This window comes from Microbacterium sp. CCNWLW41, from assembly GCF_037083505.1.
Genome location: NZ_JBAOJP010000005.1, coordinates 241181 through 266467, shown reverse-complemented (window position 1 = coordinate 266467; position 25287 = coordinate 241181). Strand labels below are relative to the sequence as shown.

General features: G+C 66.9%; 18 protein-coding genes and 1 tRNA gene. 6 read left to right on the top strand and 13 right to left on the bottom strand.

Annotated elements, in window-relative coordinates; translation table 11 throughout:
- Positions 1–158 precede the first annotated feature (158 nt).
- Genes V6R91_RS19620 through V6R91_RS19605 form a run of 4 tightly spaced genes read right to left on the bottom strand, consistent with a single transcriptional unit; the run spans position 159 to position 10721 of the window.
- Positions 159–2033 carry a GmrSD restriction endonuclease domain-containing protein gene (locus V6R91_RS19620; RefSeq protein WP_336396596.1) on the bottom strand — a complete coding sequence of 625 codons (1875 nt, stop codon included), beginning with the start codon at positions 2031–2033 and terminating at the stop codon, positions 159–161.
- 56 nt (positions 2034–2089) lie between these two features.
- The gene (locus V6R91_RS19615; RefSeq protein ID WP_336396595.1) at positions 2090–4861 is read right to left on the bottom strand and encodes an ATP-dependent helicase; all 2772 of its coding nucleotides are present in this window, start codon (positions 4859–4861) and stop codon (positions 2090–2092) included.
- 21 nt (positions 4862–4882) lie between these two features.
- Positions 4883–7588 (bottom strand): site-specific DNA-methyltransferase, encoded by a 2706-nt coding sequence (locus tag V6R91_RS19610; RefSeq protein WP_336396594.1) that lies wholly within the window; start codon positions 7586–7588, stop codon positions 4883–4885.
- Entirely contained in the window at positions 7578–10721 is a 3144-nt protein-coding gene (locus V6R91_RS19605) for a BPTD_3080 family restriction endonuclease (RefSeq protein WP_336396593.1), read from the bottom strand. The genes V6R91_RS19610 and V6R91_RS19605 overlap by 11 nt, the downstream gene beginning before the upstream one ends.
- Before the next feature lie 590 nt (positions 10722–11311).
- Between V6R91_RS19605 and V6R91_RS19600 the strand changes: the two genes are divergently transcribed.
- Positions 11312–11626: a hypothetical protein gene (locus tag V6R91_RS19600; RefSeq protein ID WP_336396592.1), complete on the top strand. Its 315-nt coding sequence runs from the start codon at positions 11312–11314 to the stop codon at positions 11624–11626.
- Positions 11627–11772: 146 nt separating this feature from the next.
- Positions 11773–13071, top strand: a complete 1299-nt coding sequence (locus tag V6R91_RS19595; RefSeq protein ID WP_336396590.1) for a tyrosine-type recombinase/integrase — start codon at positions 11773–11775, stop codon at positions 13069–13071.
- A 207-nt stretch (positions 13072–13278) separates the two neighbouring features.
- Here V6R91_RS19595 and V6R91_RS19590 read toward each other — a convergent pair.
- From V6R91_RS19590 to V6R91_RS19565, 6 genes are all read right to left on the bottom strand, one after another.
- Positions 13279–13350, bottom strand: a tRNA-Arg gene (locus tag V6R91_RS19590).
- A 22-nt stretch (positions 13351–13372) separates the two neighbouring features.
- On the bottom strand, positions 13373–13939 hold the full coding sequence (locus V6R91_RS19585; RefSeq protein WP_336396589.1) for a hypothetical protein: 567 nt from the start codon (positions 13937–13939) through the stop codon (positions 13373–13375).
- Positions 13940–14078: 139 nt separating this feature from the next.
- Positions 14079–14360: a Fe-S cluster assembly protein HesB gene (locus V6R91_RS19580; protein WP_336396588.1), complete on the bottom strand. Its 282-nt coding sequence runs from the start codon at positions 14358–14360 to the stop codon at positions 14079–14081.
- A gap of 149 nt (positions 14361–14509) precedes the next feature.
- Entirely contained in the window at positions 14510–16246 is a 1737-nt protein-coding gene (locus V6R91_RS19575; RefSeq protein ID WP_336396587.1) for a carbohydrate-binding domain-containing protein, read from the bottom strand.
- The gene (locus tag V6R91_RS19570; RefSeq protein WP_336396586.1) at positions 16228–17076 is read right to left on the bottom strand and encodes a polyphosphate polymerase domain-containing protein; all 849 of its coding nucleotides are present in this window, start codon (positions 17074–17076) and stop codon (positions 16228–16230) included. The genes V6R91_RS19575 and V6R91_RS19570 overlap by 19 nt, the downstream gene beginning before the upstream one ends.
- A complete protein-coding gene (locus V6R91_RS19565; RefSeq protein WP_336396585.1) occupies positions 17073–17699 on the bottom strand; it encodes a DUF4956 domain-containing protein in 627 nt (208 codons plus the stop codon). Before V6R91_RS19565 ends, V6R91_RS19570 begins: the two co-directional genes overlap by 4 nt.
- A 300-nt stretch (positions 17700–17999) precedes the next feature.
- On the opposite strand from V6R91_RS19565, the gene V6R91_RS19560 reads away from it, so the two are divergent.
- Both V6R91_RS19560 and pntB read left to right on the top strand, forming a co-directional pair.
- Positions 18000–19547: a Re/Si-specific NAD(P)(+) transhydrogenase subunit alpha gene (locus V6R91_RS19560; RefSeq protein ID WP_336396584.1), complete on the top strand. Its 1548-nt coding sequence runs from the start codon at positions 18000–18002 to the stop codon at positions 19545–19547.
- Positions 19544–20959, top strand: a complete 1416-nt coding sequence (gene pntB / locus V6R91_RS19555) for a Re/Si-specific NAD(P)(+) transhydrogenase subunit beta (RefSeq protein WP_336396583.1) — start codon at positions 19544–19546, stop codon at positions 20957–20959. Before V6R91_RS19560 ends, pntB begins: the two co-directional genes overlap by 4 nt.
- A gap of 43 nt (positions 20960–21002) precedes the next feature.
- Here pntB and V6R91_RS19550 read toward each other — a convergent pair whose 3' ends face one another.
- Both V6R91_RS19550 and V6R91_RS19545 read right to left on the bottom strand, forming a co-directional pair.
- Positions 21003–21359, bottom strand: a complete 357-nt coding sequence (locus tag V6R91_RS19550) for a histone-like nucleoid-structuring protein Lsr2 (RefSeq protein WP_336396582.1) — start codon at positions 21357–21359, stop codon at positions 21003–21005.
- A gap of 166 nt (positions 21360–21525) precedes the next feature.
- Positions 21526–22431: a response regulator transcription factor gene (locus V6R91_RS19545; RefSeq protein ID WP_442928156.1), complete on the bottom strand. Its 906-nt coding sequence runs from the start codon at positions 22429–22431 to the stop codon at positions 21526–21528.
- A gap of 140 nt (positions 22432–22571) precedes the next feature.
- On the opposite strand from V6R91_RS19545, the gene V6R91_RS19540 reads away from it, so the two are divergent.
- Complete coding sequence (locus tag V6R91_RS19540) at positions 22572–22928, top strand: DUF485 domain-containing protein (RefSeq protein ID WP_336396581.1); 357 nt, start codon at positions 22572–22574, stop codon at positions 22926–22928.
- The gene (locus tag V6R91_RS19535) at positions 22925–24538 is read left to right on the top strand and encodes a solute symporter family protein (RefSeq protein WP_336396580.1); all 1614 of its coding nucleotides are present in this window, start codon (positions 22925–22927) and stop codon (positions 24536–24538) included. Before V6R91_RS19540 ends, V6R91_RS19535 begins: the two co-directional genes overlap by 4 nt.
- 56 nt (positions 24539–24594) lie before the next feature.
- On the opposite strand, the gene V6R91_RS19530 is transcribed toward V6R91_RS19535, so the two are convergent.
- Positions 24595–25140: a methylated-DNA--[protein]-cysteine S-methyltransferase gene (locus tag V6R91_RS19530; RefSeq protein WP_336396579.1), complete on the bottom strand. Its 546-nt coding sequence runs from the start codon at positions 25138–25140 to the stop codon at positions 24595–24597.
- Between the last annotated feature and the right edge of the window lie 147 nt (positions 25141–25287).

Genomic DNA, 25287 nt, shown 5'->3' with positions numbered 1-25287 from the left:
GTGTCGCTCACCATGGGTGCCTGCGTGCATGGTTGGTTAGCTGAGTTGCTGGATCACTGGTGGTTGAATGGCGGCGATGGTCGGGCCGCGAATGGGGTGAAGTGGACGGCGTGAGAGTCCGGTCTCGCCGCTTCGCTGCCACTCAACGACAAGTAGTCTTACGCGGCGTCCTCGTCCTCCACGTCATCCGCCGAGCTCTCGATCGCGATCTCCACTTCGTCCTCGGGTTCGTATTCTGCTGCGAGCTTGGCGGCATCAACGGCACCCTCCTCTCGCTGAACACGCTTGCCCATCGCCCCCTCGATCAGGTCTAGGAGCCAAGCCTTTCTTAGGGCGAAGTGCGCGTCGAAGTCGTCGTTTCGCGCAGCCTCAGCCGACACGCCATGCGTCGCAAGCAGGGCGTCCACCTCACCCTCGGAAAGCTGAGCGCGAGACTCCACCCGCTGCAGATAGGCCGACGGGGCGGCACCGCCGATCGCACGATTGGTTTCTGCGGCGAGCGGTGTCTTGTTCACAATGCTGTCCCACTGGATCACGTCGAGGCCCATGTCCTTGCACCACTTCTGCGGAAAGATGTGGTGGATGTCCGTCGCGAGCGCCACGTACTGCACTTTGTCGAACGAGACATCCTTAATCCAGTCCTTGGCCCCGCGCCCGATGATCAGCGCGTAGATGCCCTTGTAGGCGGCCGACCGGCGTGTGCGTAGCGTGTAGAGGCGACTCTCTGCGAACGTTGCATCGATCACCGTGAGCGGAGTGGGTGCAGAGCTATCCCGAGCCCATGCGGGCACCTGCTCGACATCTCGAGCGAAGCGCGTTTCCGTGGAGCTGCCGTAGAGCTCGCCCAGGATCCCACACCAGTACCACTGCCGAAGACGGGCCTTCACGCCATGCGCATCGGCCTCGTCGCCGAGAGTCACACGGATCACCGCAAGCGGCACGAGCTGGGTCGAATACGGGAGAAACTCCGTCGTGAAGATGTGCTGATCGGCCACGAACGTCGCGCACCACTCGAAGGCATCGACCAGGCGATCCCGCCAACGGACGTACTCTTCGAGCTGGAGCTTGAGAATGTCGTCGCGTTTGGCGGAGACGGCGGGAGCCCGGTCGGCAGTGCTTCGGCGCTGACGCTCGAGCGTCGCGAGAAGGGTGATGCCTTGGAGGAAGTCCGTGCTGCCTACCGACGACAGGATCGACGAGTGCGCAAACCGCTCTTGGATGGATCGCCAATCATCGTTGAGCCGAAAGTCTGTCCCGTGTGCAGCGAAGTAGTCGGCGTCACCCGCGAACATCGCCGTCAGCAGCTCGAAGACGCTCAGGGGAACACCGCCGGTGTTTACCTTCTCGAACACAGTCGCGACGGCAGACTTGCTCGTCTGCTTGTTCAGCTGGATGGCGGGGATCTGATAGGTGGTAACCGGGCCATAGATGGCGTCGGAGAACTGCTTGGATAGGTCACGATCATCGAGACTCATCAACCAACTGAATCCGTCGAAGCCCGCGAGCAGCAAGCGAAGAGGGAACATCTCCTGCGCAAGTTCGAGCTCACGCGTCGATAGGTCGAGCTTTACGTCCCGGCCGAAGTTCTCTCGAATCACGCCATCCTCTGGGACCGCAAAGACGGCGTCGTCGATCGCGTCGTCGCCCTCGATCGCCTTGCGGATGTCGACGTAGTAGCGACGCCGCAGAAGCTTCCCTTTTGCGTCCTTAGTGTTGACAATCCCGGTCCCCGTCAAAGCCTGAGTCAGCGAGGTGAGGCGTTGCTGCCCGTCGAGAAGGAGAAGCTTCGGCTCAATGCCCGCGGGGACGTTCGTCCCCTCGATTGGCTTGGGTTTGAACCTCACGAGATCGTTGCCTGTCTCGAGTATCATCACCGCCCCCATGGGATGCCCGCGCAGCACCGTGACGAGAAGAGAGCGAACGCGCTCGTCCTCCCAGGTCCACCCACGCTGAAAGTCGGGCAGCTGCAGATCGCCGGACGTGGTCTGCTTCAAGTAGTCAGACAGCGGCGGCTGCGGTGTCTCGAATCCCATGAGTACCTCCGCGCGTCAGTGTACTGACCTGCCCGCACTGCACGCCCTCAGCTGCTTCAGGCTCTGCCACCCTCGAGCAGCCAAGCGAGATCGTCAAAGCCCTTATCGGCCGCATGGTCGTGTGTGCACGCGAAGCGATTGTTGCGGATGTCGTCGGCGACGCCGGCGATCTTTTCTCGAATCCCCCCCAACAGGGACTCGTCGACGGTCTCCCGACTGTTCTTCGCCTCCGCGTCGAGGTTGAGCACCTCGATCAAGTCGGCGGACTCGCCCGTCAGATCGCGATAGCCGAGCGCGTAAACATGAAGCTGGTCGCGGGTGACCTCTTCCTCCTGCGCACGGTTGGTGGACTTGAAGTCGACGATAGATACCTCGTCGGTCTCGAGCCGCTTGACGAGGTCGATCCGGCCGTTCACCGTAACGCCCGGGGCGACGACGACCTCGATCTGCTTCTCTGAGTGGATCGTCCGCGTGAGGTCGTCGCAGTGATTGTCGAAGTACCGCTCGATCGAGTCGACGGCCGCCTTCCGCAGCTGCTCGCGGAGCGCGGGATATGCATACGGCGTGTGGAGGTGCCGCTCTACGAGTTCGGCGGCTTCGCTTCGGGATGGTACGTCGTTGGAGATCGCGCGCTTGTGCATTTCCGCGAGAGCGTCGTGGAGACCCTTACCGAAACCAAGCGCCTCGTGAATCGGCGGGTTGAAGCCGTACATGAAACGCAGTTTGAACTGGTAAGGGCACTCGAACAGGTACTTGAGTTCCGAGAATGAGATCGTTACCGCCGGCGTCTCGAGCCTCGGTCTCGGTTCCAGCCGATCGACATCCGGCAAACCCTCGTCCCGCGTCGACACCCACGCGGAACCCGTGGTGTGCACGAAGAAGTCTGATGGCTTGCTATCGCGCGCACCCTCTCCTGGCGCAAACGTCACGTACAGGTACTTCTTCGCCCTCGTTACAGCGACGTAGAACAGGCGAGTCTCCTCCAGCAAACCTCCCTTGTAGCGCTGCCCATGCGGTACAGCTTCGAGCGGGATCACGTGGAAGACCCCAAGTCCTCCGACGCCTGCCGCGGGGAATCTGTTACGGCGCATGCAGGGCACGAAGACTGCTGGCCACTGCATGCCCTTCGCACGATGAACCGTGGAGATAGTGACCGCGTCGGGCGTGGCGTAGCCGGCGTCCTCGTCGGCCTCTTCGTAGTACGACGGCGCCTGGAAACGCAGGAAACCAACGAAGGAGTCGTACTTGCTCTGGGGCGAGGAGGAGAAGTAGATCGTCTCGAAGTCAGAGATAACCTGGGAGAACTTGCCCAGCTGATACATGACCAGCTCGGCACGTCCGGGTTCACCCGGAATAGAGTCCTCGCGGAGGCCGAGCTGCTCAAGCACCTCAAGGTACAAGCGCTGAATGTTGTACGTCCCCCATCGCTCGCCGCTCTCGAAGTTGCGAGCCGCATCGAGCGCCCGAAGCACTGCAGAGAATCTGTCGGGAAAGGGGAGGAGGTTCGCCTCCTCCCACAGCTTGCGCAGCTGTGCGCCGTCGATCTCGCCCGTCATGTACCGGAACAACCCAACGAGTGCAACGACCTCGGGCGCCTCGAAAAGGCGGGCAAGTCCCTTGATCAGGTATGGGATGCCGCGCCGCCGCAGTTCTGCGACGAGTGGGCCGGCATCCTTCACCGTCCGAAAGAGAACGGCGCAGTCGGACCACGAGAGCCCTCGGGGCGCTGTACCCGGATCGTCGGTGAAGGGCATGCCCTGTAGAGCGACGATGCGGTCCGCGACCCACCGGGCCTCGGCTTCGAGGTCGTCGAGAGTCAGCGCGAGCATATCCCCGCGTTCCCAGGCCTGATGTGAGGCGTGCTTCATCTGCTTCACGAGCCGCTCGTCGTCTGGAATACGGCCTGCGACGCTGCGCCCGAGCGCGACCACTCCCTTGGATGAGCGGAAGTTGTCGACCAGCTCGATCGTGCGGACGTCGTCGTGACGGTCGGCGAATTCGAGGATGTGACGAACCTCGCTTCCGCGCCACTGGTAGATCGTTTGGTCGTCGTCACCGACGACGCAAAGGTTTGCGCCGAAGCGAACGAGTCCGGCCACCAGCTTCTCCTGGAGCGGATTGACGTCCTGATACTCGTCCACGACTACGTAGCGGATGTCATCACGCACGTGGTTCAGCAGAGCCCGCTCTGACGAATCCAGGCCGTCGGCTTCGTCCGCCTGCAGCAACGCGACTGCGGTCGCAATCATTGTCGTGTAGTCGAAGTAATTGCGCTTCGCAATCATCTGCAGGTAGGCATGAAGGCTCTCATTTACGCCGTCTGGCACGAGGTCGAAGTCGACGTCGTCTTCCTGGAGGATCGAAAGCACTTGCATGTAGAGCTTGGAGTTCGTGAATCGCTTGAGTGTGGGTGTGCCAGACGACATAGTTGGGCAGGTCGTTAGCCCCGATTCACGACTGTTTCGGTCGACTAGCAGCCGCTGCGTGATCTCCGTAAGCACGCCGAACTTGAAGGCTTCGGGCACGTAGGTCTGCAAGAGGTTGAGGCAATAGGCGTGCATCGTGCCGACGAACATTTCCGCCATGCCTTGGACCTCGCCGTGCTCTGCCTCCACGATCGAGTGAATGCGCTCCTTGAGCTCGGCAGCCGCCTTCTCTGTGAAGGTGAAGGCAATGATGTTGCGCGGCTGAACCCCGGGCTGACCAAGGATGTGGGAGACCCGTTGTGAGATCACCTGCGTCTTGCCCGATCCGGCGCACGCGACGAGTTGCAGCGGGCGACCGATCTCGGCGATCGCTTCCCGCTGGGCGATGGTATAAGTCGTCATGGTAGGACGTTGGCCGTTTTGTCAGGGAATGTCGATAATCTTCATGACCTCGTCGCCATAATCGTTGATGACTTTGATGGCGATTCGGCCTGTCGACGGGCGCGCGAATGGGAGGGAGCTGTTGCGGTAGAGCGCCGCCCACGCGTCGGCGTCGATGTCGGACTTCAAAGCCGTCTTCAGCTTCTTGTAGGGGTCGTTGCCACCCGTGAAGTAGCAATGGCGCACGAAGAACGACTCTTCGTTGTAGTCGGTGTCGATCATCCACAGCGCGATTCGCTCGGTGCCGGCGCTGCGCACCTCGCTCGTTGTCGGGTCATAGACGTCGACGCCACGCAGATCGACGCGGAACTGATCGTTCTCAAGCGGCACCACGTCGATGTCCGGCTCGCCGAACACCGTGAAAAGGTTGCCGGCGCCAGTCTTCTTGAGGTCCTCGCCCATGAGCAGATCGGCGTTCATACGCACGAGCAACACACGGATGCGCCCGAGCGTGCGCTCGCCTTCTACCTGCGCGAAGCCCTCGTCGGCGACGATGGTGACTCCGTCGGCTTCGGTCACGCCGGTAGCCTGCGGGTCGAATGCGAAGCCGAGCACGCAGAGCAGCTCGACATCCTTATCGGCAATCGCCTCCTTCGCCGCGGCTTTGATGAAGCCGGGGCTCACCGTGCCATACTGCGGACCGATCGCGATCGCTACATGGCTCGGCGCCGTGTCTTCGTCGTCGTGGCGACGCTCACCGATCGCCTGCACGTAGGTTCCGGCGTAGCCATCGAGCGAAGCGAACTGGATTCGCTCGGTCTTGCGGCCGTTCTGGATGCCGGCGCGCTGCAGGTTGTCAAGGATCGACTGCTCGAAGCTCGGTGTTTCGGCATCTTCGTCGCCTGCGCGCTCGCTGGCCGACTCTGGCTGGTCGACCTCGTCGAAGGACAGCGATCGATGAGGCGACAGGCTCTCGACGGTGAACGGGCCCGAGACCCGCACCTTGGACTTGTCCTCGTAGGGTCTGTCGTAGAGCACCTCGAACTCGGCGTGTCGCTTGATTGCCGCGTCGATCTCGTCGGGACTCATGCCCTCGCGAATGTCGGGGTTGTTCGCGATCGACTTCAGCGTGATGTGCTGGACACGCTCGTAGACGAACCCGTGACGTATGTCGCCTCCCGCCAGGGTCGGGTCCACCGAGATGCCGGAGAGCGCCCCTTCCTTAGTGCGACCTTCGGGGCTGTCGGAAAGCAGATAATACGGATACTTGCCTCCCATGACTCTCTGCCGCGCGAGCGCCAGGGCGACACGGGACGTGTCAATCGTGATCCAGCGGCGCCCCCATTGCTCGGCAACGTACGCGGTTGTGCCCGATCCGCATGTTGGATCCAGCACGAGATCGCCGGGGTCGGTAGACATGAGCAGGCAGCGCTCAATGACCTTCTGGTTCGTCTGCACGACGTAGAGCTTGTCTGAGGCGAATCCGGCGGTAACCGTGTCCGTCCAGCTGCTGTTGATAGGGAAAACCTCGAAGTCATCGAGGAATCGAACGTACGAAAGCGTCGTTCCGCTCCCAGCCACTCGTCGAGCAGCGAGCAGTCGGTCCATTCCTTGTCTGTTCGTTTTCCACCCGTTCTTGCCTACCTTGTAGAGCACTCCGTCGAGATCGACGTCGAAGAACTGAGGACCTCCCGAGCTTTGGCTGGTCAGGTTGTCGTGTCGAAACGGTCGGACGCCGGTCGGAAGTTCAGCCTTCTCGGCGGCCGTGAGCTGGCGGCGGGTCCCATCTGGCCACTGCCCCTTGCTGTACGCAGCTCCACCGCCGCCCAGGTCGGCCTTTGAGCGGTAGATCTGCCGGTACTTGACACGTGCCAGGTCCTTGGCGAACCAAACGATGAAGTCGTTTACCGACGCGAGCACGTCGGTACCCCCGCTGGGAGAACCCGCCCCGCCCGTTGTCTGGAACGAGACAAGGCTTACGAAGTTGTTCGCACCGAAGACCTCATCGAGAAGGCTCCGCACCAGGTGAACGTTGTCGACCCCAATCTGCACAAAGACTGAGCCTGATTCAGTAAGCAAGTCTCGCGCGACGACGAGCCGATCGCGCAGATATGCCAGGTACGAGTGGATCCCCAGCTCCCACGTATCGCGGAAGGCCTTGATCTGCTCCGCTTCACGGGCGGCATCCTCAAGCTTGCCGTCCTTCACGTCGCGCTTGCGCGCCGACACCTGCCAGTTCGAGCCAAATTTGATGCCGTAGGGCGGGTCGATGTAGATCATCTGCACCCTGCCGCGCAGTTGCTCGCGCTCGGCGAGCGAGCCCATGGCCTGCAGCGAGTCGCCGAGGATCATGCGGTTCTTCCAGTTCATGTCGTGCTGGTAGAACTCGACGGCATCGATCTCGGGGAGATCGTCGAAGTGATCGAAGAGGGTCAGCTCGGGCTCGGGCTGACCGGCCGCGGCAGTCTTGCGCAGGTTCTCGATGAGCACCCGTGGGTCGACCTTCTCCTGGATGTAGATAGGCGGCGCGTCGACGACGAGGTCCTCGCGGTCCTGCTCGTCCTTGCCGCGCCACACCAGCTGCGGGTCGAGACTCGGGTCGCGAGGATAGAGGACCGGCGGCAGAGCGGAGTTCGCCTCGTCGAAGAATGTGCCCGCAGCATCCGCGGTTGGAATGTTCGTCCGCTTGTCTTCGTGGCGGATTGAGTCCACCGGTGTCGGCCCCTTCGGGGTGCTGCTACGCGCCATGTTGTTCCTCCTGGTGCGCGGGCTGCCGCTCCGCGAGCACGTTGTCGTCGAGAAGATCGGGGTCGCCGATGATCGGCGTGCCGGCAATGAGATCGTGGATGGCTCTGGGCAGGACTGTGTCGGCGTTGTCGACCTCGTACTTGTGCATCTCGATGTACCCCCAACGGCCGAACCCGCCGTGGTTGTTGACGGCGACGCACCAGCTGTCGCGGGCGGTGCGGGCCTTCTCTTTCGTGGGCCCCGGACTCTTGTGGGAGCCGGAGACCTCGACGATCAGGGTGCGTTCGATACCGTTGTCGCCTGTCGGTAGGCGAAGCAGGAAGTCTGGCCAGTACTCGTGCGTGCGCGCGAGGTGCACGTAGGGGATCGCGAAGCCGAGCTGGTCGTTCTTCACGTAGCTCAATATGGTCCCCTTTGCGGCGAGCTCCTCACACACGCGGGCGACGCGCTTCTCCCACTCGTTGCCATCCTTGCCGTCCAACGTGACGTGGCTGACGTGGCTGAACTCGGTCTCGATCACCTTCTTGCGGGTGTCGAAGTGGACCGACGCGGTGGTGCCCGTCGGCTCGAATGCACGCAGGATCGGGCGCAGACGGGGCCGGCGCGCTTCCTCAGACTCCAGGCGCGTGATCGCGTTGTAGATCGTTGCAGCAGCGAGTTGCTGCGGCTCGGCGAGTGCGAGGTAGCCGAGCGAGTAGCCCGGGTCCACGTAAACGCAGTCGCGCAGCCATTCCTTGGTAATCGTCACGAGTTGCGGGAACAGCCACGGCCGACGGTCGCCCTGCGACATGAAGTACGTCCGCAGAATGCGCTCGGCGATCTGGAACGACAGCGCCTGCTCGCGGACCTGGGCGATGCCCTCGATGCGCTCCTTCTGCCCGACGATGCCGGCCGTCTCTACCCAGCTCGGAACGGTGTCGCCATCGATCCGCAGGATGTCGGCATTCCTCGGATCAAAGATGAGCTTGGCGTCGGGGATTTCGACGCGGTAGCCGCTCAGGATCGGGAAGTCGATGCGCAGGTGGTCGCGGTCTTCGACCGCACGCACCCGCGTCGCGAGTTGCGGAGGTTTGGGCGGGGGCACTGCCTTGTCGGAGGGGATGAAGGCGAACGGGATGCCGTAGACGTTCGAGTACTCCGGGGCGAACAGGTCGGTCTCCTCGTCGGGCGCGTATGACCGACGACGCAACCCGCGGCCGACGACCTGCTCGCACAGAAGCTGCGACCCAAACGCACGGATGCCGAGGATGTGGGTGACCGTGTTGGCGTCCCAGCCCTCGGTGAGCATCGCGACGCTCACGACGCATCGCACCTGCTCGCCGAGCTTGCCCTTCTTGCCGACGGTATTCATCACCTCGCGAAGGAGATCCTTGTCGGTGAGCTTGTCGGTATCGGCTCCCGGGTTGTCGAGCCGGTACTGCTTCTTGAACGCCTCGATCTCTTCGGCCGCGGCATCCTTGAAATCAGCCTTCAGCGGGGCGTCCGACTCGAGCTGCTTCGAGTCGACGACGATCGTGCGCGGTCGGGCCAACGGCTCGCCGTTGACGACATTGCTGAAGAGAGGCAGCTTGCCGTTTGCGTGCACCGTCGCGCCGTCTTGCTCGATGTCGTAACCGGCGATCCAGTCAAAGATCAGGCGGGAAACGAGAGTGTTAGGCGAAACCACGATCATCACCGGCGGCGGTTCGCCGTGCTCGCGGAGCGTGGCTTCCCACTCAGCGAAGGCCGCCACGTAGCTCTTATAGAGGCTGAGCAGCGCGCCTTCGAGCGCCGCGGGCATCACCCACTCGGCGGGGTTCGCGGGTGCGGACTTGGCGCTGCGTGGCCAGTGCGGGTCGTCCTTGATCTGGTCGTAGAGGTGCAGATAGGTGACCTGTTTGCTCGCCGCGTCGTCGTCGACGGGGAGTCGGGGGATCTTGACGATGCCCGATTCGATCGCGTCCATCAGAGAGAAATCGCTGACAGTCCACGGGAAGATCAATCCTTCGGCCCAGCCCGATCCGGTCAGGTAGAACGGCGTCGCCGACAGGTCATAGATTTGCTTGATTCCCGCATGCTTTCGGATGTCGACGAGTCCTCTGAACCAGACCCGAGCGTCCTCATTTGCTTCCTTGCTGTCAGCGTCGAGCTTCGCGTCGAGATCGCGCGGCTGGTAGCAGTGGTGAGCCTCATCGTTGAGCACGACGATGTCGCCTTTTCCCTTGCTGAAGCCGCGCAGCACGCGCGAGACGACCGCCTGCGGCGTCTCGCGGAACGGATCTTCAGTAGCCGCCTTGCCGGCGAGGAGAAGCTTGCGGGTGTTCGCGTTGACGCCCTTGATCTCCTTGGCGTCTCGGGGCATGAACTGGTGGTAGTTGACGATCTGGATCTCGGCCTGTCCGAGCTGGCTTCGCAGGTCTGAAGGGACGAGACCGCGCAGGTCGTAGTAGTTCTCTTCATCTCCGGGCTGCAGCACCTTGAGACGATCACGGATTGTGATGCCGGGTGTGACAACGAGGAACTTCTTCGCAAATCGCGCGTCGTGCGGGCTCGCGATCTTATTGAGTGTTTGCCACGCGATCAGCATCGCCATGACGATCGTCTTGCCCGACCCGGTCGCCATCTTCAGGGCGATGCGCGGGAGGTTCGCGTTATGCTCCGCATTCGCCGAACGGATGGTATCCAGCCACGCAGTCGCCTGTCCGCCGCGGCTGGGCACATAGTCGCGGCGCCCAACCACCTCGGCAAGGAAGATCGCGGTCTCGGCGGACTCGCGCTGGGCAAAGAGAATGCGGTTCTCACGCTTCTCGTCGGCCCAGTGCTCCAGAAGTTTGCGCGAGATCGGGGTGACTCGCTGGTAGCCGAACTGCCGCCAGTGGCGTACCTCTGCCCGGAGCTGGTCGACGAAGTCGTTGCGCTCCACCTTCTCGTCCGTCGCGTTCAACTCGAGTTCGAGCTGCTCGAACTGTGGCTGCACCGGCGCGGCCTTCGCGGAGCGCTTGCGCACCTTCGGAACCGGCACGAAAAACTCGCTCGGTCGGCGGAAGTCCGCGATCTCACCGGTCGGTCCGTTCTCGCCGACGACCCAGTGCTTTCGAGGCTCCTCGTAGGGCGAATTGATGATTGGGTTCTCCAGCGAACCTTGCGTCGTCACCCTTGTTGCTCCCCTTGCGTCCGTGCCACGCGCAGACGTCCTGCCGACGCGATTCTCCCCGATCTGCACTCTAGCGGGGCGGAGGCACGACATTTGCGTCACCGACGCTGGCGTCAATCGATGGGCCGCTCCACGTGGTCGGACGGGATGAGTTCAGGTTCTTCGTGGTCGAGGCGCTGCGATCGCTCGGCGGGTCTGGCTCAGTTCTCGAGGTGACGAAGCGCGTTTGGCAGGTGCACGAGCAGGACCTCCGCGCGTCGGGTGACCTTTTCTACACCTGGCAGTACGACGTTCGATGGGCAGCCCAATACCTTCGAAACAACGGGCACATGAAGGCGTTCGACGGCGATCGGCGGGCTCCCTGGCAGTTGACCGAGCTGGGTCGCACTGCAGACCTCACCGAGATCGCAGTCAGTCCCAAGCTTAAGACGAAGCACTAAGCACCCGGGCTCTGATTCCACCGCGGCGCCGAGGGTCTAGCCGGAGCCAATTGCAGTTCACGAATCCGCTGTGATGGGCTGAGCTATTGCAGCGGCCAGGCGCGGCCTCCAATGCTGCGAGCTTGGCACGAGGGCGGAGACAATGGACTCATGAGCGATCTCCTCTCAGCGTTCGATGCCACGGATTCAGCTGCACCCGAGACTCAGCCCCTCCTGATGACGCCGAACCAGCGCGCGCAGATCCGCTCGCTCTTCGCCAAGCTCGACATCACAGCGGCTGATCGCCAGTTCGTGACGACGGCCGAACTCACCGGGGTTCGGATCACCTCGGTTGGCCAGCTTGAAGCCGTTACAGCTCAACGGCTTATCGAAGGGTTGGCGCGCCGGGTCGCGAATGCAGCCCGGACCAATACTGGGAACTCGTGGGACGATCGCGACGAGGACACCTGGATCGACCGGCTGTAGTTGGCTCAGCTCAGTAGCGTCCCTCGATCCACAATCAGCGACGCAGCCATCGCGGTCGGCGGGGTGCTCGACTGCGAACGGATGCTAAGCGGAGCGCGAAGCGCGGAGTCTGCAAGGAGTGAGCGGCGAGAACGGAGCCGAGCTCGATGGCTAAACTCTCGGCGTCGGAGGGGGCATCCCGCTCCCCGGAGTCAACAGTTGGCGACGTTCCCCTCCATCGCCCGGCGTCACGTTTCAGCGCAGTCGACGCGGTCGATCCAGTGTCCGATACTGGCCCGATACTGACCATCAAGCCGGCACGATCGGAGGACGAGATGGGCAGCATCACGCCGTACGAATCGGCGAAGGGTCGGCGCTACCGCGTGCGCTATCGCAAGCCCGATCGCACTGAGGCGGAGAAGCGCGGCTTCACGACGATGCGCGAAGCGAAGCTGTACCTCTCGATGGTCACGGTGTCGAAGTCGAAGGGCGAGTACATCGACCCGTCCTCGTCGCGGGTCCCCGTTCGGATGTTCGCGGACAGCTGGCTGCGATCCAAGCAGCCGCCGATGTCGAAGCCGTCGTACTACATGACGCTCGAGCGGGCATGGAAGAACCACGTCGCGCCGGTCTGGGCCGACCGGGAGATCTCATCGATCCGTCGCTCGGAAGTCCAGGATTGGGTGTCCGACCTTGCGACGCAGAAGTCGCGCACGGTCGTTCTCCGAGCGCTGGGTGTCCTCGCCGGCATGCTCGATGTTGCGATCGACGATCGCCGCCTCGCGAGCAATCCGGCCCGCCATGTGCGCAACCTTCCTCGGCACGGGCCGGGCAAGCGTCGCGTCTACCTCTCGCATGACCAGGTCGCGACGCTGGCGGCGTGCTCGGCGTATCCGACGCTTGTCCTGACGTTGGCGTACACCGGCCTGCGCTGGGGCGAGGCGACGGGGCTGCGCGTGCGCAGCGTGAACCGCCTTCGTCGGCGCTTCGTCATCGAGGAGAACGCGGTGATGATCGCGTACGAGATTCACGTCGGCACGCCGAAGACGCACGAGAAGCGCTCGGTGCCCTACCCGGAGCGTCTCGCTCCGATGATCGATCAGGCGTGCGCCGGCAAGGGACCCGAGGGGCTGCTGTTCGGCGACGGGGTCCATCACATGCGCAACTCGGGGGAGAAGGGGTGGTTCGCGAACGCGGTGCGGCGTGCGCAGGAGTTCGATCCGTCGATCCCGCGGCTCACTCCTCATGACCTCCGGCACACTGCCGCGTCGCTCGCGATCAGCTCGGGCGCGAACGTGAAGGCCGTGCAGCGGATGCTCGGGCACGCGTCCGCGGCGATGACGCTGGATACGTACGCCGATCTCTTCGACGACGATCTGGATGCCGTCGCGACGCGACTGAACGACCAGATGCCGCTCGTGGCGCTGCCCTCGGGCCCGCAGACCCGCTACGCCCGACCGCAGTAACCGCGGAGAGCAGATTGCTCAGTTCTTCGACGAGGCAGATTTCGTCCGAAACGCTCGATTTTGACGCTCTCAGACGTCGCGAGCAGGCCGCTGCGGACCGCTATTTTCGGCTTACCGAATTTTCAGAATGCGGGCAAAAAGCGGGCAAAACGCATTCTGAGTGGTCTGACCACAGAAGAAATACCTGGTCAGAGGCAAAAGAGACTGTGCCCCTGGAGGGACTCGAACCCCCAACCGTTTCCTTAGGACGGAACTGCTCTTCCATTGAGCTACAGAGGCTGGCGACATCAAGTCTATGCGGTCAACGCCCTCGGCTCCGTCGGGGCTGTTGCGTGGCCCGGTCCGGCGCGGATGCCGCGGCGGAGCCGCCGCCCAGTCGCCCGTCGAGCGGCGCGCGCAGGCCACGCCGCCGCAGTTCGCCGACCATCCATCCGCGCTGGTGCGCGATCATCCGTCGATGCAGCAGGACGCCGACGAGCAGCAGTGCCAGTGCGCCGAGGTACCACGCCCAATACCACCACTGCATCCCCGGCGTGAGCAGCAGCGAGACCGCGCTGATGATCAGAGTCAGCACGCCGGCGTAGTACGCGATGCGACTGGCGGTGCGCAGCGGTGATGCCGTCGGCGCGGCCTGCCGCAGCGCCCACACGGTGGCGTAGTCATCGCGCAGTTCCACCAGCAGGTCCCGCTGCGGCGACGGCGGCATGTCACCCAGCAGTGCGGTGAGGCGCTCCGCGCGCTTGAGGTCGTCGGCGCGTGCCGCGACCCGCGGCGCGAGGACGGCCGCCGTGGCGGTGACGAGAGCGACGAAGATCGGCACGAAGGGCTCGGCGACCGTCGCGGTCGTGGCAGGCTCAGCGAGCAGCATCCCCTCACCTCCGCTCAAGGACCGACGGCGCACCCCGCGCTCGCCGCCATCCTCCCGCGCGTGCCCGCCCGCCGGAAGACCCGCCGGACACGCGAAGGCCCCGGCATCCGCGAAGGATGCCGGGGCCCGAAGCCCGACGTCAGCCCTGGGTCGCCAGGGCGAAGCGCACGGCGCCCTCATCGCTCACCTCGGCGTCGAGCACGCGGTCGTCGAGGGCGACCGCCGCGGTCTCGTCGAGGAAGACGCGGGCGCCGTCGGTGACGACGATCGTGTCGTGCGGCTGAGGGTCGGGAGCGACGCTAAGTTCGAACCCGCCCGTACCTCCGGTTTCGCGGATCCGGACGCCTCCGTCTTCGGCCTGCGGCACGCGGGCCACGATCTCCTTGACGGCGTCGGCGGCGGTCTGGGTGAGAGTAAGCATGCTCTTCCTTTCCGTTTGCGGTTCCGGACGGGCCACGATTCCGAGAACGGCCTACGGATGCAACCTCAGCGCGCCGTTCACCGGGCATTCGGAGGGTTCTCCCATGTTGACCGGCGGCGGGATCGTGGCATCGCCCGCGGCCCACGCCGTCACGGACGCCGCCCGGTTCCCGGACCGCCGCCGGCGCCGCCCGACACGGCGACCCCCTCGGTGACCGTGGTCGCCGAGACGCCGTTGACGGTGACGGTGTAGGCGCCGCCGTCGGTGAGATCCGGACCGCTGTAGAAGACGGCGCCGAAGCTCTGATCGGCCTCGAACGAGGCGATCACTGAGCCCGCGGCATCCGTCACCTCCACGGTGTCGCCGGCCGAACCGGAGACGGACGCAGCCACCCACTGCTGTGCTCCGGTCGGCGTGACGAGCACGGAGCCCGCGACGAACAGCTCCCCGCCGTTCACCGCGACCGAGCCGTTCGCGTCGACCGCTCCCTGGCCGCCCGCCGAGCTCGGACCGCTGACGACGGTGGTGCCCCCGGTGATCGCGATCGAGCCGTTGGAGTCGAGGCCGTCGCCCGTCGCGGCGAGGCGCACGGTGCCGCCCGAGATCGTGAGCGTCTCACCGGTGTCCTGCTCGCCGCCGCCCATTCCGCCACCCTGCGCGGCGGTCGACGCCGTCGCCCCGGCCGCGTTGATGCCGTCGTCGCTCGAGGTGACGTCGACGGTGCCGCCGGAGATCGCGACGTCGGTCGCCTCCAGGCCCTCCACCGACTCGGCGACGGTGACCGCGCCGTCGCGGACCTCGAGTCGCTGCTCGGCGTGGATCCCGTCGTCGCCGGAGGTCACGGTCAGCGTGCCGCCGCCGATCCCGACCGACCCGTCGGAGTGGACGCCGTCATCCACCGCCTCGACCGACACGTCGCCGCCGTCGATCGCGACGACGGCGCCGGCCGACACGCCCTTGGGTGCGTCGTCCGATCCCGTGACCGCCGTCCCGGCGGTCAGGGCGATCGTCCCGCCGGTGATGACGGCGTCCGTGGCGGCGGCGATGGCATCGTCGCCGCTCGTGGCGACCACGTCGCCCCCGGTGACGGCGACGAAGCCCTTCGTGGCGTCGTCCGTCTGATCGCTCTTCAGCGCGTCGCCGCCGGCCTCGAGCACGACGGTCCCGCCCTCGACGGTCAGCGAGTCCTTGCCGCGCAGCGCGTCGTCGACAGCCTCGACCGTGATCTCGCCCGAGAGCACGACGAGGTCGTCGGTGCTCGCGATGCCGTCGCTCCCGTTGCCCGACACGGTCAGTGAGCCCGTGCCCGAGACGGTCAAGTCGGCGTCGGCGTAGATCGCCGCGTTCGCCCCGGCGTCGTCGGCGTACGACGACGCGTCCGACACCGCGTTCTGGCTCCCGTCCGCCAGATGGAGGGCCACGTCGTCGGCGGTCGTCACGGTGATGGCGGGCGAGTCGGATGCCGAGATCTCGGCGTCGTCGAGGATCAGCACGACCTGCGCGTCCTCCGGCGCCGCGACGACGACCTGCCCGTCGAGCGATCCGGAGAGCCGGAACACGCCGGCACCGGTGATCGTGACGGTGGAGCCGTCGACGGTCACGGCGTCGGAGTCGCTCGACGCCGAATCGCCGTCGAGCGCGATGTCGACGGCATCCGCATCGCTCCACTCGTCGTCCCGGACGACCGTCACATCGGCGTTCGCGGCGAGCACGCCGGTGGCGCTGAGATCGGAGTCGACGACGGCCGTCCCGTCGGGCGTCGACGTGTCGTCGGTGCTCAGGCTGACGGCGCCGGACGGCGCGGCGGCCTGGGTGGCGCAGCCGGCGAGCACCAGGCCGGCGAGGGTCGGAGGGGCGGCGGCCAGGATCAGGCGGCGACGGAGCATGATGTGTCCTCCTTCGGGACGGTCGGGTCGGGGATCGGGGTGACAGCGGAGGGGTGAGGGTGCGGAGCCGCTCGCCGGCCCGGAGCGAAAGCCCCGTGCAGGAGGCGCGCCCAGCGATTGCGAGGCAGCCCGGGGTGCAGGGCGGCGAGGCCGGTCGCGTACTTGCTGACGGTGGCGGGTCGATGACCGGCGCGCCACAGCGCTCGGTCGACGTCGGACGGGCGCGCTCCGGACTTCGTCTCGACGATCGCGGTCTCGGGCAGGGCGAAGCCGCCCGCGTCGGGCTCGATCCACTCCAGCGCGGTGTCGATCGTGGCGCGCCCCGCGCCGTCGGGGGCCAGCAGCGTCGCGCGGCGGTATCGCGTCACCAGGGTCGCATCGAGCTCGTGTGCGCGCTCGGCCGCGAGACCGATGGCGTCGAAGGCATCCGCGACGTCGCTGCGCGCGTCGTCAGTGAGCCGGTCGCGTGTGCGGAGGTCGTACTCGTCACGGTGCTTGACCGTGGTGCCGCGGGCGCCGCGCGTCTTTATCTCGAGGTAGGCGGTGCCCGTGTCGAGGTACGTGCGGGTGCGCAGCTTGAAGCGGCGTCGCCGCGGCTGCGCGGCCATGCGGAAGCTCAGCAGGTCGGGAGTGTCGAAGTACACCGACTCATACGCGAAGTCGCGGGCGCCGTCGATCTCGAGCACCCGCGTGCTCGGGTCGAGGGCGGCCATCACGGCGGCGAGGTCTTCGCGAGGCACCACGTACTTGCGGTCGACGCGGGTGAGGAGGGATGCCTCCGCCACGAGCTCGTCGAGGCGCACCGGTGCGAAGCGGTCGAGGGCGGTCACCGCACCGCTCCTTCCCGCACCGGGGCAGCCTCCGCCGGCCGCATGCTGCGGTCGTCGTGAGCGCCGGCGGCGGCGCGTGGCACGCGGAAGCGCACGTCCACGAGCGTCGTGTCGTTGACGAGGTCGAGCTCCTGGACGGTCAGGGCTGTCACCGTCCCGCCGAGCCGCTCGCCGAGCTCCGCCCGCAGTCCGGCTTCGTCGCTCAGCGCCCGGTCGAGTCGCACCACCTGATGCCGGCTGCGCGAGAGCATCGCCGGGTGATCGGCGGCCCAGAGGACGCCGAGGATCAGCACCACGAGCGCGGCGACCGGCCACGGATCCGTCTGCGGAAGGCCGGTGACGAGGCCGATCGCGAGCGCCGCGAAGTAGTAAGCCACCTCGCGCTGCGAGATCTCGGACGAGCGGAGCCGGATGATCGACAGCACGCCGAACAGGCCCAGTCCCAGTCCCAGCGCGACCTCGGCGGTCCCGAGCACCGCGGCCACCGCCATCACACCGACGTTGACGCCGAGGAAGGCGACGACGAGGTCGCGACGGCGGTGCCGGCGGTAGTAGAGCCCGAGGCTCAGCACGAGGGCGGCGGCGAGATCGATGCCGATCAGGATCAGCGCGCTGGTGGTCATGGGTTCCTCCCGATGGGGTGTTCGTTCACCTCCATCCGAGTCGGCGCGACTATGCGGTTCCTATGCCCCGCGTCTGGCGAGGAGATGAGTTCGGCACGACCGCGAGGCCGACGCTGAGTCACGGCGCGCTCGCGCTGAGGAGCACCACCGCGTGCCGGTGGAGCAAGATGGCCGGTTCTTGACACCGTGTCGGGCGCAATGAGGGGCGCATCCTCCCCGGCGTCTGCAAGGGTGGAGGCGTCGGCGCGCGCACACCGAAGCGCTCGTCCGATCCGCGTCGCACCAGATCCAGAGGAACGCATGACCCGCATTGGCATCGTCGCCGAAGCGCCCGGCGAGAACCGGGTGGCCGCGACCCCGACCACTGTCCCGAAGCTCATCGGCCTCGGCTACGACGTCGTCGTCGAAGCCGGCGCCGGCGCCGCGTCGTCGTTTCCCGACGCCGCGTACGCCGAGGCCGGCGCGACGATCGTGGACGACCGCACCGCGTGGGCGTCGCCGATCGTGCTGAAGGTGGACGCGCCGAGCCCGGCCGAGATCGGCCGGCTCGCCGACGGGGCGACGCTGGTCGCGATGCTCAGCCCGGGACTGCGCCCGGACCTCGTGGAGTCCCTCGCGACGCGGGGGATCACCGCGATCGCGCTCGATGCGGTGCCGCGCATCTCGCGGGCGCAGTCGATGGACGTGCTGAGCTCGATGGCGAACATCTCGGGGTATCGCGCCGTGGTCGAGGCCGCCCACGAGTTCGGCCGCTTCTTCACCGGCCAGGTGACCGCGGCGGGCAAGGTGCCGCCGGCGAAGGTGCTCGTGGCGGGCGCCGGTGTCGCCGGGCTCGCGGCGATCGGCGCCGCGTCGAGCCTGGGCGCGATCGTGCGGGCGACCGACCCGCGGCCGGAGGTCGCCGACCAGGTCGCGTCGATCGGCGGGGAGTATCTCGCGGTCATCGTGCCCGACGAGGCCGCGCAGGCGTCGGCAGACGGCTACGCCAAGGCCACGAGCGAGGCCTACGACCGGCGGGCGGCGGAGATCTACTCCGAGCAGGCCGCCGATGTCGACATCATCATCACCACCGCCCTCATCCCGGGCAGGCCCGCGCCTCGCCTCATCACGGCCGCCGATGTCGCGACGATGAAGCCCGGGAGCGTCATCGTCGACATGGCGGCGGCCCAGGGCGGCAACGTCGAGGGCTCGGTGGCGGGGGAGCGGGTGGTGACCGAGAACGGCGTCGTGATCCTCGGCTACACCGACCTGCCGGGGCGCCTGCCCCAGCAGGCGTCGCAGCTGTTCGCCACCAACCTCGTCAATCTGGTCAAGCTCCTCACACCCGGCAAAGACGGCAGACTCGTCCTGGACTTCGACGACGTCGTGCAGCGCGGGGTCACCGTCGTGCGCGACGGCGCCGTGACGTGGCCGCCGCCTCCCGTCCAGGTCTCGGCCGCCCCCGCCGCCAGGCCCGTCACCGCCGGGTCGGCGGTCGCGCCGAAGCCGCCGATGTCACGTGCCAGGCGGACGGGACTGATCGTCGCGGGCATCGCCGCGCTGTTCGCGGTCTGCGCGTTCGCGCCACCGCCCCTGCCGCAGCACTTCCTCGTGCTCACGCTCGCGATCGTCGTCGGCTTCTACGTCATCGGCCACGTCGCCCACGCGCTGCACACGCCGCTCATGAGCGTCACCAACGCGATCTCGGGCATCATCGTCGTCGGGGCGATGGTGCAGATCACGCTGCCCGATCTCACCGTCCAGATCCTGGCGGCAGTCGCCGTGCTGCTGGCCAGCATCAACATCTTCGGCGGGTTCGCCGTGACGCGGCGCATGCTGGCGATGTTCCAGAAGGACCAGGCCCGATGATCGGCGTCGCGGGAGCGGTCGCCGGCGCCGCCTACATCGTCGCCGCCCTGCTGTTCATCCTGAGCCTCGCGGGTCTCAGCAAGCACGAGACGTCCCGCCGAGGCGTGACGTACGGCATCGTCGGCATGACCGTCGCCCTGGCCGCCACGGTGTGGGCGACCGCGGCCGGCGCGTGGGGCGACGCGTCGGCGACCACCGGGCTCGTGCTGCTCGTGGCCGCCGTGGCGGTCGGCGGCGCCATCGGGCTGTGGCGGGCGCGCCGGGTCGAGATGACCGGGATGCCGGAGCTCATCGCGCTGCTGCACTCCTTCGTCGGCCTCGCCGCCGTCCTGGTCGGGTGGAACGGCGCGCTGTACGACGCGGGCCTCGAGGGGGCGCTCGCCGACATCCATCACGCCGAGGTCTTCATCGGCGTCTTCATCGGCGGTGTGACCTTCACCGGATCCGTCGTCGCCTTCCTGAAGCTGTCGGCGCGCATCTCATCCAAGCCGTTGATGCTGCCGGGCAAGAACGTCCTCAATGTGGGGGCGCTGGTCCTCTTCCTCGCCCTGACCGTCTGGTACGTGATCACGCCGGAGCTGTGGCTCCTCGTGGCGGTCACCGCGCTCGCCCTCGCCCTCGGCTGGCACCTCGTGGCCTCGATCGGCGGCGGCGACATGCCCGTCGTCGTCTCGATGCTCAACAGCTACTCGGGGTGGGCGGCCGCCGCCGCCGGGTTCCTGCTGAACAACGACCTGCTCATCGTCACCGGCGCCCTCGTCGGCTCGTCCGGTGCCTACCTCAGCTACATCATGTGCAAGGCGATGAACCGCTCGTTCCTCTCGGTCATCGCCGGCGGCTTCGGCATCGAGGCGCCGCGCTCCGGCGAGCAGGACCACGGCGAGCACCGCGAGATCGACGCCGAGACGGCCGCCGACCTGCTCGCCGGGGCATCGTCGGTCGTCATCACGCCGGGCTACGGCATGGCGGTCGCGCAGGCGCAGCACGGTGTCGCCGACCTGGTGCACCGGCTGCGCGAGCGCGGCGTGGACGTGCGGTTCGGCATCCACCCCGTCGCCGGGCGTCTTCCGGGGCACATGAACGTGCTCCTGGCCGAGGCGAAGGTGCCCTACGACATCGTGCTGGAGATGGACGAGATCAACGACGACCTCTCGCGGGTGGACGTCGTCCTCGTGATCGGCGCGAACGACACCGTCAATCCCGCCGCAGCCGAGGATCCCGGCAGCCCGATCGCCGGCATGCCGGTGCTGCGGGTATGGGAGGCCGCGAACGTGATCGTCTTCAAACGCTCGATGGCGTCCGGATATGCGGGCGTGCAGAATCCGCTGTTCTATCGCGAGAACGCGCAGATGCTCTTCGGCGATGCCAAGGAGAAAGTCGACGAAATCCTCGTGCAGCTTTCGCGCACGTGAGAGAGGTGCGGATCAGGCGCTGAATTCCGTCGGCAGGCGTGCGTCAGTGCGCCGCTTCATAAGCCTCGAGAACGGATGCCGGAACCCGGCCCCGATCCGAGACCTGATAGCCGTTCTTCTTCGCCCATTCGCGCACCTGGCTGTAATCCTGCTGCCCGGTGCGGCGACGCCTGCGCCCCCCGCTCGACGCCGCTCCGGACGCGGCGCGTGCGGAGGACACGGTCCTCGCAGCGTTGATATAGCGTTCGAGGGCGCCGCGCAGCGCGGCGGCATTCTCGTCGGTGAGGTCGATCTCGTAGGCGACACCGTCCAGCGAGAACAGAACGGTCTCGCCTTCGCCGACTTCAAGAAGTGATCCGTCGAGGTCGTCGACGAGCTGATGCACGATTCTGCGGGCCATGGAAGGCACGATACGCGCATTCGTGTTGCGCGACTATCTCGCCGGCCGTCGTCGGTGGACAACTGCGCGAGGAATTCTGCGGGCACGGCGAATTGCGCACCATTTCCCGCTCGAATTCATGGCGTCGATGGGATGCGAATTCAAAGAGTCGGGGTGACGGAACGGCTCAGGGCAGGACTCCGGCCCGGCGAGCCGTCACCACCGCCGCGTGCCGGGTCGAGGCATCCAGCTTCGCCATCGCCGACTGCAGGTACGACTTGACCGTGCCCTCCTTGAGCTCGAGGGTCGCTGCGATCTCGGCGTTGGTGGAGCCCAGCGCGGCGCACGCCAGCACGTCGACCTCGCGCGGCGAGAGTCGCACATCGAGGTCGATCGCAGGCTCCGACGCGTCGTGCGACAGAGCGGCGAGGCGGGTCTCGAGCCGGGCGAGGCGGACGCGCAGCTGCGGGTCGTCGACGATCGCCGCGATGCTGCGCAGCTCGGCGTACGTCTCGCGCAGCTCCTCACGGGTCGAGGCCGCCAGGGCGACCGGTTCGGTGCGCGCGGGGGAGAGGGCGAGTCGTCGCTGCACCTCTTCTCGTATGCGGAGTTCACTCGAGAGCTCTTCGGCGACGGCGAAGGCGGGCCGCGCGACCACGTCGCCGACGGGCGACTCCGCCCGGGACCCGCAGTAGATCACGCCACGCGCACGGTCGCCCACCATGACGGGGACCGCGAAGAGCGTCGCGATGCCCTCGCCGAGGACGGCGCGGTCGTAGTCGTGGGTGATGCTCTTGGAAGACCCGTAGTCCAGCGCGAGCCGCGGACGCTTCTCGACCAGCGCGCGACCGCCCAGCCCGCGCGTGGCCTGCACGACCAGTCCCTGCAGGCTCGGCGTGCGCGCGCCGTGGATGGCGGAGATGTGGACCGCATCGCCGACGGCGAAGCCGCCGAAGGCGACGGGGAAGCGGGTGCGGCGCACGAGCTCGGCGACGGCGTGGTCGAGCGCGCTCGCATCGCCGGCGTCAGCGCCGAGCGCCCCCGTGCGCGTGCGATCGGGGGTGGCTGCGCGGTATGGAAGAGACGCGCCCACGACTACCTACTTCCGGGGGTGACGGCGTCCTCGCCGTTTTTCGTAGCGTCGACCCTACCACCGGGCGCACGGGCTCACGTGGGCCGGGTTCCCCCCGATCAGGCGCGATGCCGCGCACATCCATGAGGCAAGGAGGCCACATGTCCGAACCGACGACCGAGACCGCTCCGCCGGGCGACATCGACTACATCGCGGTGGAGGAGTCACCGAGATTCGTCGAGCTGAAGCGGCGTCAGCGCGGGTTCGTCTTCCCGCTCGCGATCGCGTTCCTCGTCTGGTACTTCGCGTACGTCCTGCTCTCGTCCTTCGCCCGCGACTTCATGTCGCAGCGCGTGTGGGGCGACATCACTGTCGGGCTGCTGTTCGGGCTCGGCCAGTTCGTGACGACGTTCGCCATCACCATGACGTACGTCTGGTACGCCAACCGCAAGCTCGACCCGATCGCCGAGGAGATCCGCGAGGACCTCGAGCTGCAGGAGCAGGAGGCCCGCGCATGAACGACGTCCTCGGTGCCGTCCACGCCGCCGTGCAGACGGTGGAGAACAATCCCATCCTCAACATCTCGATCTTCGGCGCGTTCGTCGCGGTGACCCTCTTCATCGTGATCCGCGCCAGCCGCAACAACAGCACCGCCGCGGACTACTACGCCGCGGGCCGTTCGTTCACCGGGCCGCAGAACGGCTTCGCGATCTCGGGGGACTACCTCTCGGCGGCCTCGTTCCTCGGCATCTGCGGCGCGATCGCGATCAACGGCTACGACGGGTTCCTCTACTCCATCGGCTTCCTCGTGGCCTGGCTCGTGGCATTGCTGCTCGTCGCCGAGCTCATGCGCAACACCGGCAAGTTCACGATGGCCGACGTGCTGTCGTTCCGCCTGAAGCAGGGCCCGGTCCGGATGGCGGCGGCCGTGACGACCCTGGCGGTGTGCTTCTTCTACCTGCTCGCCCAGATGGCGGGGGCGGGCGGGCTGGTCTCGCTGCTGCTGGGCATCACCGAGCAGCTCGGCCAGTCGATCGTCGTGGCGGTCGTCGGCGTCCTCATGATCGTGTACGTGCTCGTGGGCGGCATGAAGGGCACCACGTGGGTGCAGATCGTCAAGGCGTTCCTGCTCATCGGCGGCGCGCTCGTCATGACGATCTGGGTGCTCGCGATCAACGGCTTCAGCTTCAACGCCCTGCTCGAGAGCGCGGTCGCCGCGTCGCCCAAGGGCGAGGCCATCCTCGGACCGGGCCTGCAGTACGGCGCGAACCCGTGGGACTTCATCTCGCTCGCGATCGCGCTGGTGCTCGGCACCGCGGGGCTGCCGCACGTGCTCATGCGCTTCTACACGGTGCCCACCGCCAAGGAGGCGCGGCGCTCGGTGGTCTGGGCGATCTGGCTGATCGGCCTGTTCTACCTGCTGACGCTCGTGCTCGGCTACGGCGCCGGCGCGCTCGTCGGGCCGGAGCAGATCGCTGCGGCACCCGGCGGCGTGAACTCGGCGGCGCCGCTGCTGGCACTGCAGCTGGGCGGCCCGATCCTGCTCGGCTTCATCTCGGCTGTCGCCTTCGCGACGATCCTCGCGGTGGTCGCGGGCCTCACCATCACCGCCGCGGCGTCGTTCGCGCACGACATCTACGCCAACGTGGTGAAGAAGGGCGACGTGCCCCCGGACGGCGAGGTCAAGGTCGCCCGTCGCACGGTGATCGTCATCGGCGTCCTGGCGATCCTCGGCGGCATCGGCGTGCAGGGGCAGAACGTCGCGTTCCTGGTGGCGCTCGCCTTCGCCGTCGCGGCATCGGCCAACCTCCCGACGATCCTCTACTCGCTGTTCTGGCGGGGGTTCACGACGCGCGGCGCGGTGTGGAGCATGTACGGCGGCCTCGCCGCCGCCGTGATCCTCATCTTCCTGTCGCCGGTGTTCTGGGGAGGCGAGACCAGCGTGTTCAAGACGGGCACGCCCATCTGGCCGCTGAACAACCCGGGCATCGTGTCGATCCCGCTCGGGTTCTTCCTCGGCTGGCTCGGCTCGGTCACCTCCCGCACGGCGGAGAGCCGCACCAAGGCGGCCGAGATGGAGGTGCGGTCGCTGACGGGCTTCGGCGCCGAGAAGGCCACGCACCACTGACCGGCGACCGCGGGGTCCGGGCGGAATCCGCCCGGGCCCCGCGGCGTGCGGGCGGCCTACACGCCCGCTACCGGAGCAGGCGGGATCGCGAGGCCCTGCTCGAGTTCGACGAGGTACCGCTTCACCTCCGGGCGCCCGCCGTACTCGCCGAGGGACCCGTCGGCCCGCACGACACGGTGCACGGGGACGACCACCGAGAACGGCGTGGTCGCGCACGCCGTCCCCACCGCCCTGGCCGCTCGGGGAACGCCCGCCGCGATGGCCACCTCGCCGTAGCTCGCCGTCTCGCCGTACGGGATGTCGCGCACCGCCTGGAGAGCCGCACGCGTGAAGCCGCGCACGAGCCGCCAGTCCAGCGGGAGGTCGAACTCCCGTCGGCGGCCGTCGAAGTACTCGTCGAGCTGCAGCGCGACGTCATCCAGCGCCGGGCCGTCGTCCGGGACGGGGTGCGCGCGCAGGCGCAGCCCCACCCGCTCCAGCTCGCCGCCCAGCGGGCCGTCGAACGGGTGCAGTGTCACGATGCCGTCGTCGGCGGCGACGATGAGGATGTCGCCCACGGGCGAGGGGTGTACGCGGTAGCGCGGCGGGTCCGAGGGGGTCATGTGATCATCCTGGTCCTCGCGACGGACGCGGCGGCGGGACGCCTGGCGGCATGGGGGGAATCGCCGCGAGCGGGCGCCTGTGGAGGAGCGGTGCCCGCGTGGCCCGGTTCAATACCGCGAAACTCAGGTCCATTGCAAGAGCCGGGC

Bases quoted from the DNA above. Each gene is read 5' to 3' on its own strand.
- V6R91_RS19585 (WP_336396589.1), bottom strand. From the start codon at position 13,939: ATGCTGCTCGCTGAGCCTGCCACGACCGCGACGGTCGCCGAGCCCTTC.
- V6R91_RS19535 (WP_336396580.1), top strand. From the start codon at position 22,925: ATGAACGACGTCCTCGGTGCCGTCCACGCCGCCGTGCAGACGGTGGAG.
- V6R91_RS19540 (WP_336396581.1), top strand. From the start codon at position 22,572: ATGTCCGAACCGACGACCGAGACCGCTCCGCCGGGCGACATCGACTAC.
- V6R91_RS19530 (WP_336396579.1), bottom strand. From the start codon at position 25,140: ATGACCCCCTCGGACCCGCCGCGCTACCGCGTACACCCCTCGCCCGTG.
- V6R91_RS19600 (WP_336396592.1), top strand. From the start codon at position 11,312: ATGAGCGATCTCCTCTCAGCGTTCGATGCCACGGATTCAGCTGCACCC.
- V6R91_RS19575 (WP_336396587.1), bottom strand. From the start codon at position 16,246: ATGCTCCGTCGCCGCCTGATCCTGGCCGCCGCCCCTCCGACCCTCGCC.
- pntB (WP_336396583.1), top strand. From the start codon at position 19,544: ATGATCGGCGTCGCGGGAGCGGTCGCCGGCGCCGCCTACATCGTCGCC.
- V6R91_RS19610 (WP_336396594.1), bottom strand. From the start codon at position 7,588: ATGGCGCGTAGCAGCACCCCGAAGGGGCCGACACCGGTGGACTCAATC.
- V6R91_RS19560 (WP_336396584.1), top strand. From the start codon at position 18,000: ATGACCCGCATTGGCATCGTCGCCGAAGCGCCCGGCGAGAACCGGGTG.
- V6R91_RS19565 (WP_336396585.1), bottom strand. From the start codon at position 17,699: ATGACCACCAGCGCGCTGATCCTGATCGGCATCGATCTCGCCGCCGCC.
- V6R91_RS19615 (WP_336396595.1), bottom strand. From the start codon at position 4,861: ATGACGACTTATACCATCGCCCAGCGGGAAGCGATCGCCGAGATCGGT.
- V6R91_RS19580 (WP_336396588.1), bottom strand. From the start codon at position 14,360: ATGCTTACTCTCACCCAGACCGCCGCCGACGCCGTCAAGGAGATCGTG.
- V6R91_RS19620 (WP_336396596.1), bottom strand. From the start codon at position 2,033: ATGGGATTCGAGACACCGCAGCCGCCGCTGTCTGACTACTTGAAGCAG.
- V6R91_RS19550 (WP_336396582.1), bottom strand. From the start codon at position 21,359: ATGGCCCGCAGAATCGTGCATCAGCTCGTCGACGACCTCGACGGATCA.
- V6R91_RS19595 (WP_336396590.1), top strand. From the start codon at position 11,773: ATGGCTAAACTCTCGGCGTCGGAGGGGGCATCCCGCTCCCCGGAGTCA.